The sequence below is a fragment of the Vibrio mimicus CAIM 602 genome (assembly GCF_000338875.1).
GTDB lineage: Bacteria > Pseudomonadota > Gammaproteobacteria > Enterobacterales > Vibrionaceae > Vibrio > Vibrio mimicus.
Genome location: NZ_AOMO01000099.1, coordinates 117,278 through 133,690 on the forward strand (window position 1 = coordinate 117,278; position 16,413 = coordinate 133,690).

The 16,413-nt window shown below is 47.6% G+C and carries 18 protein-coding genes; 13 read left to right on the plus strand and 5 right to left on the minus strand.

Annotated features, from left to right (window positions below; genetic code table 11):
• Positions 1-13: 13 nt before the first annotated feature.
• Positions 14-1,294 carry an adenosylmethionine--8-amino-7-oxononanoate transaminase gene (gene bioA, locus D908_RS00320; RefSeq protein ID WP_005527886.1) on the minus strand — a complete coding sequence of 427 codons (1,281 nt, stop codon included), beginning with the start codon at positions 1,292-1,294 and terminating at the stop codon, positions 14-16.
• Between the two features lie 132 nt (positions 1,295-1,426).
• Between bioA and bioB the strand changes: the two genes are divergently transcribed.
• From bioB to bioD, 4 genes are read left to right on the plus strand one after another with little or no spacing between them, the layout of a single operon-like run.
• On the plus strand, positions 1,427-2,479 hold the full coding sequence (gene bioB / locus D908_RS00315) for a biotin synthase BioB (RefSeq protein WP_000453793.1): 1,053 nt from the start codon (positions 1,427-1,429) through the stop codon (positions 2,477-2,479).
• The gene (gene bioF / locus D908_RS00310) at positions 2,463-3,617 is read left to right on the plus strand and encodes an 8-amino-7-oxononanoate synthase (protein ID WP_005527888.1); all 1,155 of its coding nucleotides are present in this window, start codon (positions 2,463-2,465) and stop codon (positions 3,615-3,617) included. The genes bioB and bioF overlap by 17 nt, the downstream gene beginning before the upstream one ends.
• On the plus strand, positions 3,614-4,417 hold the full coding sequence (bioC, locus tag D908_RS00305) for a malonyl-ACP O-methyltransferase BioC (RefSeq protein WP_005527890.1): 804 nt from the start codon (positions 3,614-3,616) through the stop codon (positions 4,415-4,417). Before bioF ends, bioC begins: the two co-directional genes overlap by 4 nt.
• Positions 4,414-5,109, plus strand: a complete 696-nt coding sequence (gene bioD, locus D908_RS00300; RefSeq protein WP_005527893.1) for a dethiobiotin synthase — start codon at positions 4,414-4,416, stop codon at positions 5,107-5,109. Before bioC ends, bioD begins: the two co-directional genes overlap by 4 nt.
• Before the next feature lie 63 nt (positions 5,110-5,172).
• Here bioD and D908_RS00295 read toward each other — a convergent pair whose 3' ends face one another.
• Entirely contained in the window at positions 5,173-5,343 is a 171-nt protein-coding gene (locus D908_RS00295) for a hypothetical protein (RefSeq protein WP_000796529.1), read from the minus strand.
• Between the two features lie 342 nt (positions 5,344-5,685).
• On the opposite strand from D908_RS00295, the gene htpX reads away from it, so the two are divergent.
• The 9 genes from htpX to D908_RS00250 all read left to right on the plus strand — a co-directional run bounded on the left by htpX (position 5,686) and on the right by D908_RS00250 (position 12,884).
• Positions 5,686-6,549 carry a protease HtpX gene (gene htpX, locus D908_RS00290; protein WP_000832600.1) on the plus strand — a complete coding sequence of 288 codons (864 nt, stop codon included), beginning with the start codon at positions 5,686-5,688 and terminating at the stop codon, positions 6,547-6,549.
• 297 nt (positions 6,550-6,846) lie between these two features.
• Entirely contained in the window at positions 6,847-7,266 is a 420-nt protein-coding gene (locus D908_RS00285; protein ID WP_000383056.1) for a nuclear transport factor 2 family protein, read from the plus strand.
• The gene (locus D908_RS00280; protein ID WP_005527895.1) at positions 7,263-7,991 is read left to right on the plus strand and encodes an SDR family oxidoreductase; all 729 of its coding nucleotides are present in this window, start codon (positions 7,263-7,265) and stop codon (positions 7,989-7,991) included. The genes D908_RS00285 and D908_RS00280 overlap by 4 nt, the downstream gene beginning before the upstream one ends.
• A 10-nt stretch (positions 7,992-8,001) precedes the next feature.
• The gene (locus tag D908_RS00275; RefSeq protein ID WP_005527897.1) at positions 8,002-9,279 is read left to right on the plus strand and encodes an NAD(P)/FAD-dependent oxidoreductase; all 1,278 of its coding nucleotides are present in this window, start codon (positions 8,002-8,004) and stop codon (positions 9,277-9,279) included.
• Positions 9,279-10,088, plus strand: a complete 810-nt coding sequence (locus D908_RS00270) for a DUF1365 domain-containing protein (RefSeq protein WP_005527899.1) — start codon at positions 9,279-9,281, stop codon at positions 10,086-10,088. Before D908_RS00275 ends, D908_RS00270 begins: the two co-directional genes overlap by 1 nt.
• Positions 10,078-11,319 carry an SAM-dependent methyltransferase gene (locus tag D908_RS00265; protein ID WP_005527901.1) on the plus strand — a complete coding sequence of 414 codons (1,242 nt, stop codon included), beginning with the start codon at positions 10,078-10,080 and terminating at the stop codon, positions 11,317-11,319. The genes D908_RS00270 and D908_RS00265 overlap by 11 nt, the downstream gene beginning before the upstream one ends.
• A gap of 2 nt (positions 11,320-11,321) precedes the next feature.
• On the plus strand, positions 11,322-11,861 hold the full coding sequence (locus tag D908_RS00260) for a DUF2878 domain-containing protein (protein ID WP_032467786.1): 540 nt from the start codon (positions 11,322-11,324) through the stop codon (positions 11,859-11,861).
• Positions 11,824-12,360: a chalcone isomerase family protein gene (locus D908_RS00255; protein ID WP_172462042.1), complete on the plus strand. Its 537-nt coding sequence runs from the start codon at positions 11,824-11,826 to the stop codon at positions 12,358-12,360. Before D908_RS00260 ends, D908_RS00255 begins: the two co-directional genes overlap by 38 nt.
• Positions 12,357-12,884 carry a DUF3833 domain-containing protein gene (locus D908_RS00250; protein ID WP_005527907.1) on the plus strand — a complete coding sequence of 176 codons (528 nt, stop codon included), beginning with the start codon at positions 12,357-12,359 and terminating at the stop codon, positions 12,882-12,884. Before D908_RS00255 ends, D908_RS00250 begins: the two co-directional genes overlap by 4 nt.
• Positions 12,885-13,088: 204 nt before the next feature.
• Here D908_RS00250 and purB read toward each other — a convergent pair whose 3' ends face one another.
• From purB to mnmA, 3 genes are read right to left on the minus strand one after another with little or no spacing between them, the layout of a single operon-like run.
• Complete coding sequence (gene purB, locus D908_RS00245; RefSeq protein ID WP_000423490.1) at positions 13,089-14,459, minus strand: adenylosuccinate lyase; 1,371 nt, start codon at positions 14,457-14,459, stop codon at positions 13,089-13,091.
• 57 nt (positions 14,460-14,516) lie between these two features.
• Positions 14,517-15,134, minus strand: coding sequence for a high frequency lysogenization protein HflD (gene hflD / locus D908_RS00240; RefSeq protein WP_001262242.1), 618 nt, complete (start codon positions 15,132-15,134; stop codon positions 14,517-14,519).
• A gap of 22 nt (positions 15,135-15,156) precedes the next feature.
• Positions 15,157-16,272: a tRNA 2-thiouridine(34) synthase MnmA gene (gene mnmA / locus D908_RS00235; RefSeq protein ID WP_005527909.1), complete on the minus strand. Its 1,116-nt coding sequence runs from the start codon at positions 16,270-16,272 to the stop codon at positions 15,157-15,159.
• Positions 16,273-16,413: the final 141 nt, after the last annotated feature.

Below are 16,413 nucleotides of genomic sequence, written 5' to 3' on the forward strand. Positions count from 1 at the left end.
CTCAGCGCCTAGCTTATTGCTTAAAACAGTCTGGCTGGTTTAATGCGGCTGCAATCGCATCCACTAATTTTTGCAGATGTTCAGGTTGACTAATATACGGTGGCATCAGGTAAATCAGTCGACCAAAGGGGCGGATCCAAACGCCATGCTCCACAAAGAGAGCCTGAATCACTTCCATATTGACTGGGAGATGAGTCTCCACCACACCAATCGCGCCTAGCCAACGAGTCTGTTTCACCAGTGGCGAATCGTTGAGTTTAGGCAGATGTCCGGCAAAAAATGCTTCAATATTCGCGACTTGCTGTTGCCAATCACCTTGCTCAATCAGAGACAAACTCGCGCTTGCCACCGCGCAAGCCAGCGGGTTGCCCATGAAAGTTGGGCCATGCATAAAGCAGCCTGCTTCTCCCGCACACACAGTATCGGCCACTTGCTTAGTGGTGAGCGTCGCTGACAGAGTCATGTATCCGCCAGTCAGCGCTTTACCCACACAGAGAATATCTGGTTGAATTCCCGCATGTTCACAAGCAAAGGTTTTACCCGTACGGCCAAAACCGGTCGCAATCTCATCCAAAATCAGCAGCACGCCAAATTCATCACACAAGGCGCGCACTTGGCGTAAAAACTCGGGGTGATAGATACGCATACCGCCAGCCCCTTGCACTATAGGCTCAAGGATTACTGCGGCAATCTGGTGGTGATGTTCAGTCAGTTTGTGACGAAAATCGGCAATATCACGCTCATCCCACTCATCAAAAAAACCACCTTCAGGCGAGTTGGCAAAAATATGCTCTGGCAGAAAACCCTTGTACAGGCTGTGCATGGAGTTATCCGGGTCGGTCACTGACATCGCCGCAAAGGTATCGCCGTGATAGCCGTGGCGTAGGGTGAGAAACTTTGCTCTTGGCTGACCTTTGCTGTGCCAATACTGCAACGCCATTTTCAGGCTCACTTCTACGGCGACTGAACCTGAATCGGCGAGAAACACTTGCTCTAAATTATTGGGCGTGAGCTTGAGCAGCTTTTGGCAAAGCTCAATCGCTGGTCGATGAGTTAACCCACCAAACATGATGTGTGACATCTGCTCGATTTGCTGATGTGCCGCTTGGTTAAGTGTGGGGTGATTGTAACCGTGGATCGCCGCCCACCAAGAGGACATGCCGTCCACTAAGTTGCGTCCATCCTCAAGAGTGATCATTACGCCATCGGCTCGACTCACGGGGTAACAGGTCAGAGGTGTCAGGGTCGAAGTGTAGGGATGCCAGATGTGGCAACGGTCGAAGGCTAAATCCATCATCATTCCAAAATCAACAGAAGATTAATTAACAATCACATGTAAACCTTGTGATTTTCTTGTTGTTGACAGTCTAACGCCTGTCAGTAGACTAGCCAAGCATAAAACCAATAACCCCAATAAGGATTACACGTGGAAGTTCGTCATAACTGGACGGTCGCTGAGGTCAAAGCGTTACTGGATAAACCTTTTATGGATCTGCTGTTTGAAGCGCAGCAGGTACATCGTCTTCATCATCCGCACAACCATGTGCAGGTCAGCACACTGCTGTCGATCAAAACCGGTGCCTGCCCGGAAGATTGCAAATACTGTCCACAAAGTGCTCATTACCGCACGGATGTAGATAAAGAGCGTTTGATGGAAGTCGAGCGCGTGTTGGATGCCGCGCAAAAAGCCAAAACTTCAGGCTCGACCCGTTTCTGTATGGGCGCTGCGTGGAAGAACCCGAAAGAGCGTGATATGCCACTGCTCAAAGAGATGATCCGCGGCGTGAAGGATATGGGGCTAGAAACTTGCATGACGCTGGGTATGTTGACGCCAGATCAAGCACAGCAATTGGCGGAAGCTGGGCTAGATTATTACAACCACAACCTTGATACTTCCCCCGAATACTACGGCAACATCATCACCACACGAACATACCAAGACCGCTTAGATACCTTGTCACACGTACGTGATGCCGGGATGAAGATCTGCTCGGGTGGCATTATCGGCATGGGCGAAAGCACCAATGACCGCGCTGGTTTATTGGTTGAGCTGGCGAACTTGTCTACTCATCCTGAAAGTGTGCCGATCAACATGCTGGTAAAAGTGAAAGGTACGCCACTGGAACAAGTGGATGATGTTGAACCCTTTGATTTTGTTCGCTTGATTGCAGTGGCGCGCATTATGATGCCGAAATCCGCGGTTCGCCTTTCAGCCGGACGCGAGAAGATGAATGAGCAGATGCAGGCACTGTGCTTTATGGCTGGAGCCAACTCGATTTTCTACGGCTGTAAACTATTGACCACACCAAACCCTGCGGAAGACAGCGATATGCTGTTGTTTAAAAAACTGGGTATTAACCGTGAACAAGTTGCGCAAAAGCCCGATGAAATCACGGAAAATGAACTGCTGGATCGTGTCGTTGAACGCGTAGCAGCGCGTCCAACAGCCAACGATTTATTCTATGATGCCGCACTTTAAGTCGCGGATTGAACAAGCCCTGAATGAGCGTGAAAATTCAGGGCTGACTCGCCGTCTTCAGCTTTTAGAGCGAAGCGCACAAGGTGAACTGATTCAGCAAGATCGTACTTACCTGAATTTCTCAAGCAACGATTACCTTGGTTTGGCCAGTGATGCTGAGTTAGTGCAGGCTTGGCAAACAGGTCTGGCGCGCTTTGGCGCAGGCAGTGGTGCTTCGCCGATGGTGACTGGTTTTAGCTCCGCCCATGCTGAGTTAGAGCATGAGTTGTGTAACTGGCTTGGCTATGAGCGGGCGATCTTGTTCAGTTCAGGTTTTAGTGCCAATCAAGCCCTGCTGTTTACTCTGCTCGAAAAAGAGGACTTGCTGCTGCAAGATAAACTGAATCACGCCTCCTTGATGGAAGCGGGCATGTTAAGCCCAGCAACCATGAAACGCTTTAAGCACAATGATACTGTTCATCTTCGCCAATTACTGAATGAGCAGAGCAACAGCTTAGTGGTGACGGAAGGAGTGTTTAGTATGGATGGCGATTGCGCACCTTTAGTACAAATCGCGGCTGCGGTGCAACAGCGGGCGTGGTTGATGGTGGATGATGCGCACGGCATTGGCGTGCTTGAGGAGCATGGGGCGGGGAGCTGCCAAGCGGCAGGTATTCATCCCGATATTCTCGTCGTCACGTTTGGTAAAGCCTTTGGTTTAGCTGGGGCTGCGGTGTTGTGTGATGCACAAGTCGGCGATTATCTGACTCAGTTTGCTCGTCACCATGTCTACTCAACGGCGATACCTCCGGCACAAGCGCATGCTCTGACTCATGCTGCGCGTATGATCCAAAGTCAGTCTTGGCGCAGAGAAAAACTGGCTGAGCTGATGGCCTGTTTTGATGAATGGTGTAGTGATACACCGGGCTATGTGTCGACTTCAACTCCAATCAAGCCTTGGCTATTAGGAGGCAGTGAACTGGCAATGGCGGCATCCTATCAGCTGAAACAGCAAGGCATTTGGGTCAGTGCAATCCGCCCACCGACAGTACCAGTCGGTAGCGCGCGACTACGCATTACTTTGACAGCAGCACATTCAAAGCAACAAGTACGAAACTTGTCTGATCAGTTAAAAAGAGTGATGGAGGAATGCGCATGAGTATGACAGCTTGCGAACTTTATACCGAGCTGAAAGACAAAAGTGCCATTGCTCAAGCTTTTGGCAAAGCCGCGCCACACTATGATCAGCATGCTGCGTTTCAACGCGATGTTGGATTGCGATTACTCGATAAAATGCCGAGTCGAATGGATGGCTTGTTGGTGCTCGATCTCGGTTGTGGAACAGGCTATTTTTCTGCGTTGTTGCGTGAACGTGGTGCGCAGGTGGTGTGCGCGGATATTTCCTTAGCCATGCTTGATCAAGCAAGGCAACGTTGTGGCGATGAAGGTATGAATTATCAGTTAGCGGATGCCGAGCAACTGCCTTTCATGCCAGCCAGTTTCGATTTGGTGTTTTCTAGCTTAGCGCTGCAATGGTGTGAAGATTTATCTTTGCCGCTGGGCGAGATCCGTCGTGTACTCAAACCACATGGTCAAGCCTTTGTCTCGACTTTGCTTGATGGCTCCTTATTCGAGCTACAAGAAGCTTGGCGGAGTGTTGATCATCATCGTCATATCAATCAGTTCATTTCCATCAATCAGGTAAAAATTGCGTTAGCGCAAGCCGGATGTGCGCAACATCACTTAGACTTAGCGACAATCACAGTTTGGTATGAGACGGCCTTCGCACTGATGCGCGATCTAAAAGGGATCGGAGCCAATCATGTCAGTGGGCGTTCAACCGGACTGATTAGCCGTAGAACGTTGGCAAAAGTTGAGTTGGCCTACCAATCATTTCGTAACCAACAGGGTCTTGTGCCTGCCACATATCAGGTTTGTTTAGGGGTTATTCACCGATGAGAAATGCTATTTTTATCGCAGGGACGGATACCGACGTTGGAAAAACAGTCGCATCAAAAGCGATTCTTCAGGCTCTAGCAGCACAAAATATCGCCACAATTGGTTATAAGCCAGTGGCGGCGGGTAGTGATAAAACGGAGTTTGGCTACCGAAATTCTGATGCGTTGCATCTGATGAAAGCGGCGACAGTCAATATGCCATATGAGGATGTCAATCCTTATGCGCTGGTACTTCCTACTTCACCACACATTGCTGCCAAGCATGAAAATGTGGCTATTGATTATGCTTTGCTGAGCAATAAGCTGGAAAAACATAAACAAAACGCAGAGTTAGTGGTTGTTGAAGGTGCGGGTGGCTGGAGAGTACCCACTTCGGATTCTGATTGTTTATCCACTTGGGTAAAACAAGAGCGTTTACCCGTGATTTTAGTGGTTGGGATTAAACTTGGTTGTTTGAGCCACGCCATTTTGACGGCAGAGGCCATTCGTGCCGATGGTCTTGAGTTAGTCGGCTGGGTTGCCAACCGTATTAATCCTGGTACGGAACATTATGCTGAGATCATCGAACATCTTGAAGGGCGAATTGGTGCACCTAAGTTGGGTGAAATTCCCTATATGCCAAGCGCGAAGCGTCAGGAGCTGGGTAAATACATCCATCTTGAACATGTGCTAGAAGCTGCGCCTGTAGCGTAGTGAAAAACAGCCACAAAACAAAAAGGCTGCTCATCCTGAGCAGCCTTTTTAGTATGCATCGAGTTATTTTTCTGCTCTCATGCCCATCAAGGATTGCTGAGTTTCGACAATCTTCTGTTGAAGAGTCTGCTCTTTTGCTTCCAACCCGAGTTGAGCGCGCGCTTCTTGCTCGCTAATGCCTAAATGACAACAAAGTAAATCAATCGCCATTTGGTAGCTATGTGCTTCAGCCATGTGTTTTCCTTTGTTTATGGTGTAATTCCTTTGACCCTAGGAATGTAGTCGTACTCTCTTGCTATCTCAATAAGACCAAAGTCTAAGGAACGAATAATTTTATTACGGGTCGTCAACAAAAAAAGGCGAGTTGTACTATTGAGTAATTCATCATGTATATCATAGACTTATGATGTACAAAGTAAGAGCCATAGCGTATGTCTACCAGACACTAAATGTTGCAATTTCTCGCTTAACCTTGTTTTTTAAATGAAAGAACATATGTTGTAGAACAAGAACAGGCGAGAATCGAATGGTTCGGAACTCGTAACAGGAATATTAGTTTCCTTTCGGAGAGAAGTAATGAAACGTGTAATGCTCTTCTTAGCAACCAACCTTGCTGTTGTGCTGGTGCTGAGTGTTGTTTTAAATATTGTTTATGCTGTTACTGGTATGCAACCGGGTAGTCTGTCTGGCCTGTTGGTCATGGCGGCGGTATTTGGTTTTGGTGGCGCGATCATTTCACTGCTGATGTCAAAAAGCATGGCATTGCGTTCAGTGGGTGGGGTAGTGATTGATACTCCGCGCAATGAAATGGAACACTGGCTGCTGGAAACTGTGCGTCGCCAAGCGAATCAAGCGGGTATCGGTATGCCAACGGTGGCAATTTATGATGCGCCAGATATGAACGCGTTTGCGACGGGGGCAAAGCGTGACGATTCTTTGGTAGCTGTTTCAACAGGTTTGCTGCACAACATGACGCGTGATGAAGCAGAAGCGGTATTGGCGCATGAAGTAAGCCACATTGCAAATGGTGATATGGTCACCATGACGCTGATGCAAGGTGTTGTGAATACCTTCGTCATTTTCTTGTCGCGTTTTATCGCTAACATTGTTGCGTCACGTGACTCGGAAGAGGGCGAAGGAAGCAACATGATGGTTTACTTTGGTGTTTCCATGGTATTGGAACTGGTATTTGGCGTGTTGGCGAGCTTTATCACCATGTGGTATAGCCGTCGCCGTGAATTCTATGCCGATGCGGGCGCTGCGCAGTTAGTGGGTAAACACAAAATGATTGCTGCGTTGGAACGTTTGAAAATGGGTCAAGAATCGCATCTTGAAGGTTCGATGATGGCGTTTGGTATCAACGGTAAACGTTCATTGTCAGAGTTAATGATGACTCACCCGCCGTTAGACAAACGTATTGCAGCCCTGCGTAATATGTAATCTCTCAAAACCAGCCTTCGGGCTGGTTTTTTCTTGTCTCTATTTCCTTCCCCATTCCGTATTTAGGCACCATTCAACCATAACCGTACAGCTTTGCTCTCAAGCCTAAAAATTATGCTTAGTTAGCTTTCCTGCCCATTTTTCTTATTGGGTAATTGTGATCTTCTATGCTTAGTCTTTCGTAACAATGAAAAGTCAAAGTTATACAGAAAAAATCTTGTACAACTTTGTCAACTCAACTATGTTTGTCATGAATTGTACGAATATTAATTTTGTATAACATTGGGAATGGTCACTATGGACGTACAACACGTCGCGCAGTTTTATCAAGCGTTAGACAAAAGCCAGCTGCATAGATTAGTCGAAATATATCATCCGAATGTGGTGTTTGAAGATGCCGCACACCGTATTGAAGGTCTGCCAGCACTTTATCAGTACTTTTTGAATCTCTATGAAAATGTACAGGCATGTACATTTACTGTTCATGAGCAGCACTCTCTCAACGGTGGGGCGTTTCTGGTTTGGACCATGCACTTACGGCATCCCAAGTTAGCGAAAGGTGAGCAAGTCGATGTAAAAGGGGTCAGCCATTTGCGTTTTTCCAATGGCAAAGTGGTGTATCACCGAGACTACTTTGATATGGGAGAAATGCTTTACGAGCAGTTGCCTTTACTCGGTCAGATCATCCGTACGATTAAGCGGAGACTAGGCCAATGAAGGCGGTATTGATTAGCGGAGCTACCTCAGGGATCGGCAAACAGCTGGCACTGGATTATGCGAAAGACGGTTGGCAAGTGATCGCTTGTGGGCGAAACCAGCAAGTATTGCAAGCACTGAGTGCAGAGTTTGCCACTATTTTCCCGCTTGCTTTTGATGTGACTGATCACGCCGCAACGAAAGCAGCATTAAGTCAGTTACCTTTTCAGCCTGAGCTATGGATTCTGAATGCAGGGGATTGTGAGTACATCAATCACGGCAAGATGGACATCAGTGTTATGGCACGTGTTTTCAACATTAATGTGTTGGGTGTTGCAGCGGTGATTGAAGGCATACAGTCACATTTGGCGCGTGGTCATCGAGTAGCGATTGTTGGGTCGATTGCTAGTGAATTAGCTTTGCCGCGTGCGCAGGCATATGGCGCGTCAAAGGCCGCTGTGGCGTATCTCGCTCGTACATTACAACTTGACTGGCGTCCTCTTGGTATTGAAGTCTCCACCATTTTTCCTGGCTTTGTGGCTACCCCGCTGACCGATCGCAATACCTTTTCCATGCCCATGATCATCTCTGTTGAGCGCGCTGCTCAGGAGATCAAAACGGGCTTAGCACGGGGTGTATCTCAGCTCTATTTCCCTAAACGATTTACTTGGTTGATTCGCTTATTAGGGGCTTTGCCTTATGCGTGGCAAACCCGATTAGTGCAGCGTATGTTGAAAGCTAAATAAGGATATTTCGATGAAGATTGCAATTATTGGCACTGGCATTTCTGGCTTAACTTGTGGGTACTATTTGCATCGCTATCACGATATTACGTTGTTTGAAGCCAATGATTACATTGGTGGGCACACCGCGACGGTGGATGTCGAATTGGACGGTAAGCAGTATGCGATCGATACCGGTTTTATTGTTTACAACGATAGAACCTATCCCAACTTCATTAAAATGATGGATGAAATTGGCGTCAAAGGTAGACCAACTGAGATGAGTTTCAGTGTGCGCAATGAGGCTAACGGGTTGGAATATAACGGTCATACATTGACGACGCTGTTTGCACAGAAGCGTAACTGGTTGAACCCGAAGTTTTATCACTTTATTAGTGAGATCCTACGTTTTAACCGCTTAACCAAAGCCTGTGTGGAGAATGAACTGGCGAGTGAGCAGACCTTGGGGGAATTCCTGAGCCAGCATCACTTTTCCGAGTACTTTTGTGAGAACTACATTCTGCCTATGGGAGCGGCGATTTGGTCCTCGTCTTTGGCGGACATGCGTGCCTTCCCACTCATGTTTTTTGCGCGCTTTTTCCGGAATCACGGCCTACTGGATGTAACCAATCGTCCGCAGTGGTATGTGATCCCCGGTGGCTCACGCAGCTATATTGAACCTCTAACGCAGGGCTTTCGTGACCGGATTCGCCTAAATAGTGCTGTAACGCAGGTGAATCGTGTACCTGCCGGTGTCGAAATTCAGGTCAATGGAAAAATAGAACGCTTCGATGAAGTGATTTTTGCCTGTCATAGTGATCAGGCGCTCGCCATGCTCAGCGAACCGACAGCTAAAGAGCAGCAACTGCTTTCAGCTTTGGCTTATCAAGCTAATGAAGTGGTGCTGCATACCGATACTCGTTTGCTACCTAAACGCAAAGCGGCATGGGCTTCGTGGAATTACTGGTTGAAAGGGGAAGCCAATCAAGAAACGCGTTTGCCTTCGCTGACTTACAACATGAATATTCTGCAGCATATTGAAGCGCCGCAGACCTTCTGTGTCACGCTCAATAGCAGCGACGATATTGACCCGAGCAAGGTGCTGCGTCGATTTACCTATCATCATCCGGTTTTTTCTCTGCCAGCAATTGAAGCGCAGCAGGCGAAAGCGCAGATCAGTGGCGTAAACCATACGTGGTTCTGTGGTGCTTATTGGCATAACGGTTTCCATGAAGATGGTGTGCGCAGCGCACTTGATGTTGTCACGCGGTTGGAAACCTATGCTCAGCATCGTGAGCAAGGAGCTGCTTAATGTCAGCGTCCAATGGCAACACTGAGTGGCGAAGCAGTTTGATGGTCGGGCAGGTGCGCCATCGTCGTTTTACGCCGGTAGAACACGCACTCAACTATCCGCTGTTTATGCCTTGTATTGATTTAGATGAATGGCCGCAGTTAGCGAATAAAATCTGGGGATTGGGCGAACGCTGGTGGCATTGGGCGCGTTTTCGTAGAGAAGATTACCTCGGTCAAGGCCCACTCAAACAAGCGGTGCTTGATAAAGTCGAGCAACTGACGGGAGAGAGAATCGAAAGTGGGCGAGTGGTGGCTCTGATTCATCTGCGCTATCTCGGAATCTATTTTAGCCCAGTCAATTTTTACTATGTTTATGATGCACAAGATCATTGGCGTTATCTGCTGGCAGAAGTGAGTAATACGCCATGGAATGAGCGTCATTACTACGCGGTGCCTGCTCAGGATGCATCCACATCTGCTGATGCAGTTGCGATTGAGTGGCAGCATGCGAAAGCGTTTCATGTTTCTCCGTTCAATCCTATCGAGCAGATGTATCACTGGCGAATCAAACCATTGTCTCGCTCATTAATGATTCATCTTGAGTGTCATCGTGCTGGCAAAGAATTTGATGCGACGCTCTCGATGCAAGCGGAGCGATTCACAGCACGTAATTTATTACCTCGATTGATCAAAACGCCCATCATGGCAGTAAAAGTGGTACTGGGTATTTATTGGCACGCATTTAAATTGTGGCGCAAAGGCGCACCGTTTTATTCACACCCAGACCGGACTCAGAACAATAATAAGGAGCAACCTCATGTTAAATAGCTCGTCTATGGAAGTTTCGCGCTCTTTGACCAGTTGGCAAAAAGGGGCCCGCAGTGTCATTCATCGAGCCTTGCAATATCTTGAAAGTAACTTGACGGTCATTGAAAACTTTCCTAGCCAAACTCAGACTTCTCATGAGCAATTTGGCCGTGATAAAGCCGATGCGATTCATGCGGTGATCGAAGTAAAGCATCCTGATTTTTACAGCCGTGTTCTGAAAGGAGGCAGTATTGCCGCTGCGGAAGCCTATATGGATGGTTGGTGGGAAAGCCCTAACCTTACGGCATTGATGCAGTTGATGGCCGCCAATTTGGAGGCGTTGGATAAGCTTGAGAGCCAAAGTAACCCGGTCACTAAATGGTTGAACCGTGTAACTCATTGGCTCAAACGCAACACCATAGAGCAAGCCAAAGATAATATTCATCAGCACTACGATCTGGGTAATGAGCTGTACCAACTGTTTTTAGATGACAGCATGCTTTATTCCAGTGCGCTGTTTAATCAAGCAGATCTCTCACTTGAACAAGCGCAGCAGCAGAAGATGCAACGTTTATGTGAACAGCTACAGCTTAAACCCACTGACCATGTGTTGGAAATCGGCACTGGATGGGGTGCAATGGCGATTTACATAGCGCAAAACTATGGCTGTAGGGTCACAACCACCACCATTTCTGAAGAACAGTTTGCCTATGCCAAGCAGAAAATTGCTGCTTTGGGTTTGAGTGAGCAAATTACACTCCTGCAGCAAGATTACCGTTTGCTAGAAGGGCAGTACGACAAACTAGTCTCGATAGAAATGATAGAAGCGGTGGGAAAGGCTTACATACCTAGGTTTCTCAGTCATTGCTACGCTTTGCTCAAACCCCGCGGAAAAATGGCGTTGCAGGCCATTACCATTACCGACCAACGATATGAGAGTTACAGCAATAACGTGGATTTTATTCAGAAGTACATTTTCCCCGGCGGCTTTTTGCCTTCGGTCAGTGTATTGACTGAGCTTGCCACAAAACGTACGGGATTCGTTGTTCGCAATCTGCACGACATCGGCATTGATTACGCGATCACTTTGCAACACTGGCGTGAGCGCTTTGAACAGCAACTGCCCAAAGTGCGTGAGCTAGGCTATGACGAACGCTTTATCCGCATGTGGCGTTATTACTTCTGCTACTGCGAAGGTGGTTTCTTGGCACGTAGCATCAGCACCGTGCACATGACCTTTGAACGGGATTAATGATGGCACTGGTATGGGTTTCCATATGGTTTGACCTAATTTGGGCTCTGGCGGTGTTTGGTCAGCAAAAATGGCTATGGCTAACCGCTTTGCTTGTTATTGGGACCTATGCATTGGCAGCCATCCAGCGTCATCCGCTATTTGAAAAAATGGTGTGGATGGCAATTATTGGCATCTTACTCGATAGCGGCAATATGGCGATCGGCCTACTTAGCTTTGCCGACGGCGAGTTTCCGCTTTGGTTAATGGCACTCTGGTTTGCTTTTACTTGGTATACAGGCCATTTTCTGCCGCAGGTGAATCGCTATCCCCGATTCTTGATCTGTCTCCTAGGTGGTGTGTTGGGTAGCTTAAGTTATTGGGTTGGGTACCAAAACGGTGCGGTGAGTTGGGATTACCCAACGTTTATCGTCATGTTGGCACTCTTTTTGGAATGGATAGGTATCACTTGGTGGCTGTTGAAGGTAATGAGGCATGAAGAAAGCACTTATAACCCTATTCGTTTTGCTGATGAGCGGACTTGGTTACGCCGCCGTCGCTAATGCGGCGCAAGCCGAACAAAAGCCGACCAGCACATGGGCTGAGTGGCCTGTGGTGGGGCAGGCGACACTCTCGTGGTTGTGGTTGGATATCTACTCCTCACAGCTCAGAGCGCCTGATGGCCAATACCATGAATCGCAGGACATTTCACCGCATCCCATGGCGTTGGAAATACGTTATCTGCGAGACATTAAACGCCAGCAGTTAATCGATGCCACCAAAGACCAATGGCACAAGTTGGGATTTAAAGAGCCACAAACTCAGCCTTGGTTGGCACAATTGCAGCAAATGTTACCGGATGTCGCGATGGGCGATCGCTTGGTGTATGTCTCTGATGGGCAGAGCGGTGAATTCTTCTTTGCGCATGATCATGAGTTACAGTACAGCATTGGTACGATTGACGATGAAGCGTTCAACGATGCCTTTCTTTCCATATGGCTCTCGCCGCAAACCGAGTATTTAGCCTTACGGAATCAACTGATAGGAATGAATCGACGATGAAACGCTGGAAAGCTTGGTTACTGCTTACACTGGTTTGGCTTACGGGTTGTTCTGCTGATATTGAAGACTACCGGGCCGCAACACCCAAGTTTGAACTGTTCAATTTCTTTGTTGGCACGACTCATGCGTGGGGTATGGTACAAGACTATACCGACAAGCAAACTCGTCGCTTTGAAGTCGTTATTGAAGGGCGAATTGAAAATGGTCAGTTGATTTTGGTGGAAGATTTTGTGTTTGATGATGGGGAAACCGATCAGCGGATCTGGACGATTAACCGAACGGCTAACAATGAATATGAAGGACGAGCCGATGATATTGTTGGAGTCGCGCGTGGCAAGGAAGTCGGCAATGCTCTGCAATGGCAATATGACTTCGTGTTAAAACTCGAGAGCGGCGATATGCAAGTGCACTTTGATGACTGGTTATATCGGCAAGATGACAAGCGGGTGTTCAACTTAACCAAAATTCGCAAATTGGGTCTTGAAGTCGGTCGGATCACACTGTTCTTTGAAAAGCAGGAGTGAAACTGCTTGGTTTAAACAAACTAGATATAACCAAACGACTTGGAGTTGCAGGTAGGCGGCAAGTGAGTTCATCCCCATGAGCATAGACAGACTATGTGACTGAGGTGAACGAATGTCGCCAACACCGCCGCAGCTTCAAGTAGGATGGGTATAAGCAAAAGGGGAGCAGTTGCTCCCCTTTGTCATTTGGTATCTCTGCTGAGATTATAGTTTGTCAGTCAGCTCAATCGCATAGCCAATGTAGCTAGCTGGCGTCATGGCTTTCAGGCGAGTTTTCTCTTCTGCTGGCAGCTCTAAACCATCGATGAATTGACGCATCGCTTCGCCATCAACACGCTTACCACGAGTCAGCTCTTTCAGCTTCTCATATGGCTTTTCAATGCCGTAGCGACGCATGACGGTTTGGATTGGTTCAGCCAGAACTTCCCAGTTGTGATCCAGTTCAGCGAGCAGCGCATCACGGTTCACTTCCAGTTTGCTTATGCCTTTCAGGGTTGAAGTGTAGGCAATGATCGCATAACCCACACCTACACCTAGGTTGCGCAGTACGGTTGAGTCTGTCAGGTCACGTTGCCAACGAGAGATTGGCAGTTTTTGTGCTAAATGGGTAAATACCGCGTTCGCCAGACCCAAGTTACCTTCTGAGTTTTCAAAGTCGATTGGGTTCACTTTGTGCGGCATGGTAGAAGAGCCAATTTCACCTGCGATGGTTCTTTGTTTGAAGTGACCTAGAGCAATGTAACCCCAAACATCACGATCAAAGTCGATCAAGATGGTGTTAAAACGTGCCACCGCTTCAAACAGCTCAGCAATGTAATCATGCGGCTCGATTTGCGTAGTGTATGGGTTCCAGTCTACGCCCAAAGATTCAGTGATGAACTCTTCGCTGAATTTATGCCAATCTACCGTTGGGTAAGCAGAAAGGTGCGCGTTGTAGTTACCCACTGCACCGTTGATTTTGGCGAGGATTTCTACGTTAGCGATCTGCTTGTATTGGCGCTCCATGCGGTAGGCCACGTTCGCCATCTCTTTACCCATGGTCGACGGAGAGGCTGGCTGACCGTGAGTACGAGAAAGCAGCGGAATATCGCGGTACTCTTCGGCCAGTTTGCGAATTGCGTCAATCACATTGCGAATTTCAGGCAGGATCACCGTGTCACGCGCTTCTTTGAGCATCAACGCATGTGAAGTGTTATTGATGTCTTCGGAAGTGCAAGCAAAGTGAATGAACTCGTTGACGGCATGCAGCTCAGGCATGGCCGCTACTTTCTCTTTCAGGAAGTATTCCACGGCTTTTACATCGTGGTTGGTAGTGCGTTCAATTTCTTTGATACGCAGTGCATCCGCCTCATTGAAGTTGGCGGCAATCGCATCAAGGAATTGATTCGCTTCGGCACTGAATGCAGGCACTTCTGCGATCTCAGCGGTGGCGGCAAGCTTCTGTAGCCAGCGAATTTCAACGATAGTGCGGTACTTTAGGAGACCAAACTCACTGAAGATACTGCGTAACGCAATCGTTTTACTTCCGTAGCGGCCATCTACCGGTGAAACAGCAGTCAATGCTGACAGTTCCATGTTCTTCTCCTGAATATTGAGTTAAAGGTGTGAGTAATTCGAGTGGGTTGTCATCACTTAGATTCGCGCTAACAAAATTTGCGCCTGTTCGATCATCTTTTTACGACCGAAAATCAGGTGACGACGGCGTCCACCAACCTGACGCCACAATACGGCGCAGCGGATCCCTGACAGGAGTAGAGCGCGCACTTTGTGTTGGTTAGCGGTTTGCTGTAATACGGATGGTGTGCCAGTGACTTGAATACGTGGGCCGATGGGGCTTACCACATCAAGGTAGATACTAGCGAGGTTGCTGATCATTTGATCATCAAATAAGTCAAAATGTTCAAGCTGACGCTCAATCATTTGAATGCGGTCGCCAAGTTGACTCATGGCATCGCGGCGGCCACTTAACTTACGTTCAAGCGCCATTAGGCTAATCAGATAACGAGTGATTTCGCTGCCTGTTGGAGTGCTGTCAATACCTTTGACCAAGCACTCCAAACCGAGCTTGAGCTGACTTTCGTGGCCGAAAACTTCCAGTGTATTACTTGGATTAGTACACGTAATGGCTTTGAGCGAAGTTTCAAACGCATCAGAATCACAGTAACCATTTTTGGCAACTTGTTGTACAAGTGCCACAGCCTGACAAATGCCAGCGAAAGCGATGGTACGGTCGTAAATTGCGTTAGCCACGTAAATCTCCTAAAAATTGACTCTAAATGCGCTCTTCAATGATGCCGCCACCAAGGCAGATTTCACCTTGATAAAACACGGCGGATTGTCCTGGCGTTACAGCCACTTGCTGCTCGTCAAACATCACTTTAATTCGGTCATCACTGAGTGGAATGATGGTACAAGCGATGTCACTTTGACGATAACGAGTTTTCACGCTGCAACGTAGAGGTTCAGTGATTAGAGTGCGGTCAACCCAATGCAGTTGCGCAGCGACCAAGCCATGAGATTTGAGCAGTGGATGATCCGCGCCTTGTACTGCAATTAGCACATTGCGTTTTAAATCTTTATCCGCCACATACCATGGCTGTTCATTGCTCTCTTTCATACCACCAATGTGCAGACCTTTACGTTGTCCGAGTGTGTGGTACATCAAGCCTTGGTGCTCGCCAATCACTTTCCCTTCAGGGGTTTCGATTTTACCCGGTTGGGCTGGCAAATAGCGAGATAAGAAGTCAGTAAATTTGCGCTCACCGATAAAACAGATGCCGGTAGAATCTTTCTTTTTCGCCGTGATTAAACCTTGTTCTTCCGCAATGCGGCGTACTTCTGGTTTTTCGAGATCGCCGACAGGGAATAGGCTACGCGCAACTTGTTCATGGCTCAGTGTATAAAGGAAGTAACTCTGGTCTTTATTGTTGTCCAACCCACGCAGCATTTGTGGCTTTTCACCATTTTGCGGGAAAGTACGACGAACATAGTGACCCATGGCGATGTAATCTGCATCCAGCACTTCATCGGCAAATTCTAAGAAGGCTTTGAATTTGATTTCTTTATTACACAGAATATCTGGGTTAGGGGTACGGCCTGCTTTATATTCGGCAAGGAAGTACTCAAATACGTTGTCCCAATATTCGGCGGCAAAGTTAATGGTATGCAGAGGAATGCCGAGTTTGTCACACACAGCCTGAGCATCGGCTAAATCTTCTGCCGCAGTACAATACTCTTCGTTATCGTCTTCTTCCCAGTTTTTCATAAACAGGCCTTCCACTTGGTAACCCTGTTGCTTGAGAAGATAGGCTGAAACAGAGGAATCAACCCCTCCAGACATGCCGACAATTACTTTCTTTTGGCTGTTTGCACTGTGCTCTACAGACATCACTTATCTACACTTGATGAACTTGGACGGGATTCGTAACAGAAAGAATTWTTTTTAGAGGACAGATCCGAGACGGTAATCACACTTTCGTTGTGCCTTATCCAAATGTTGCTAAATCATTGAATCACTTGTGCTCCAAGC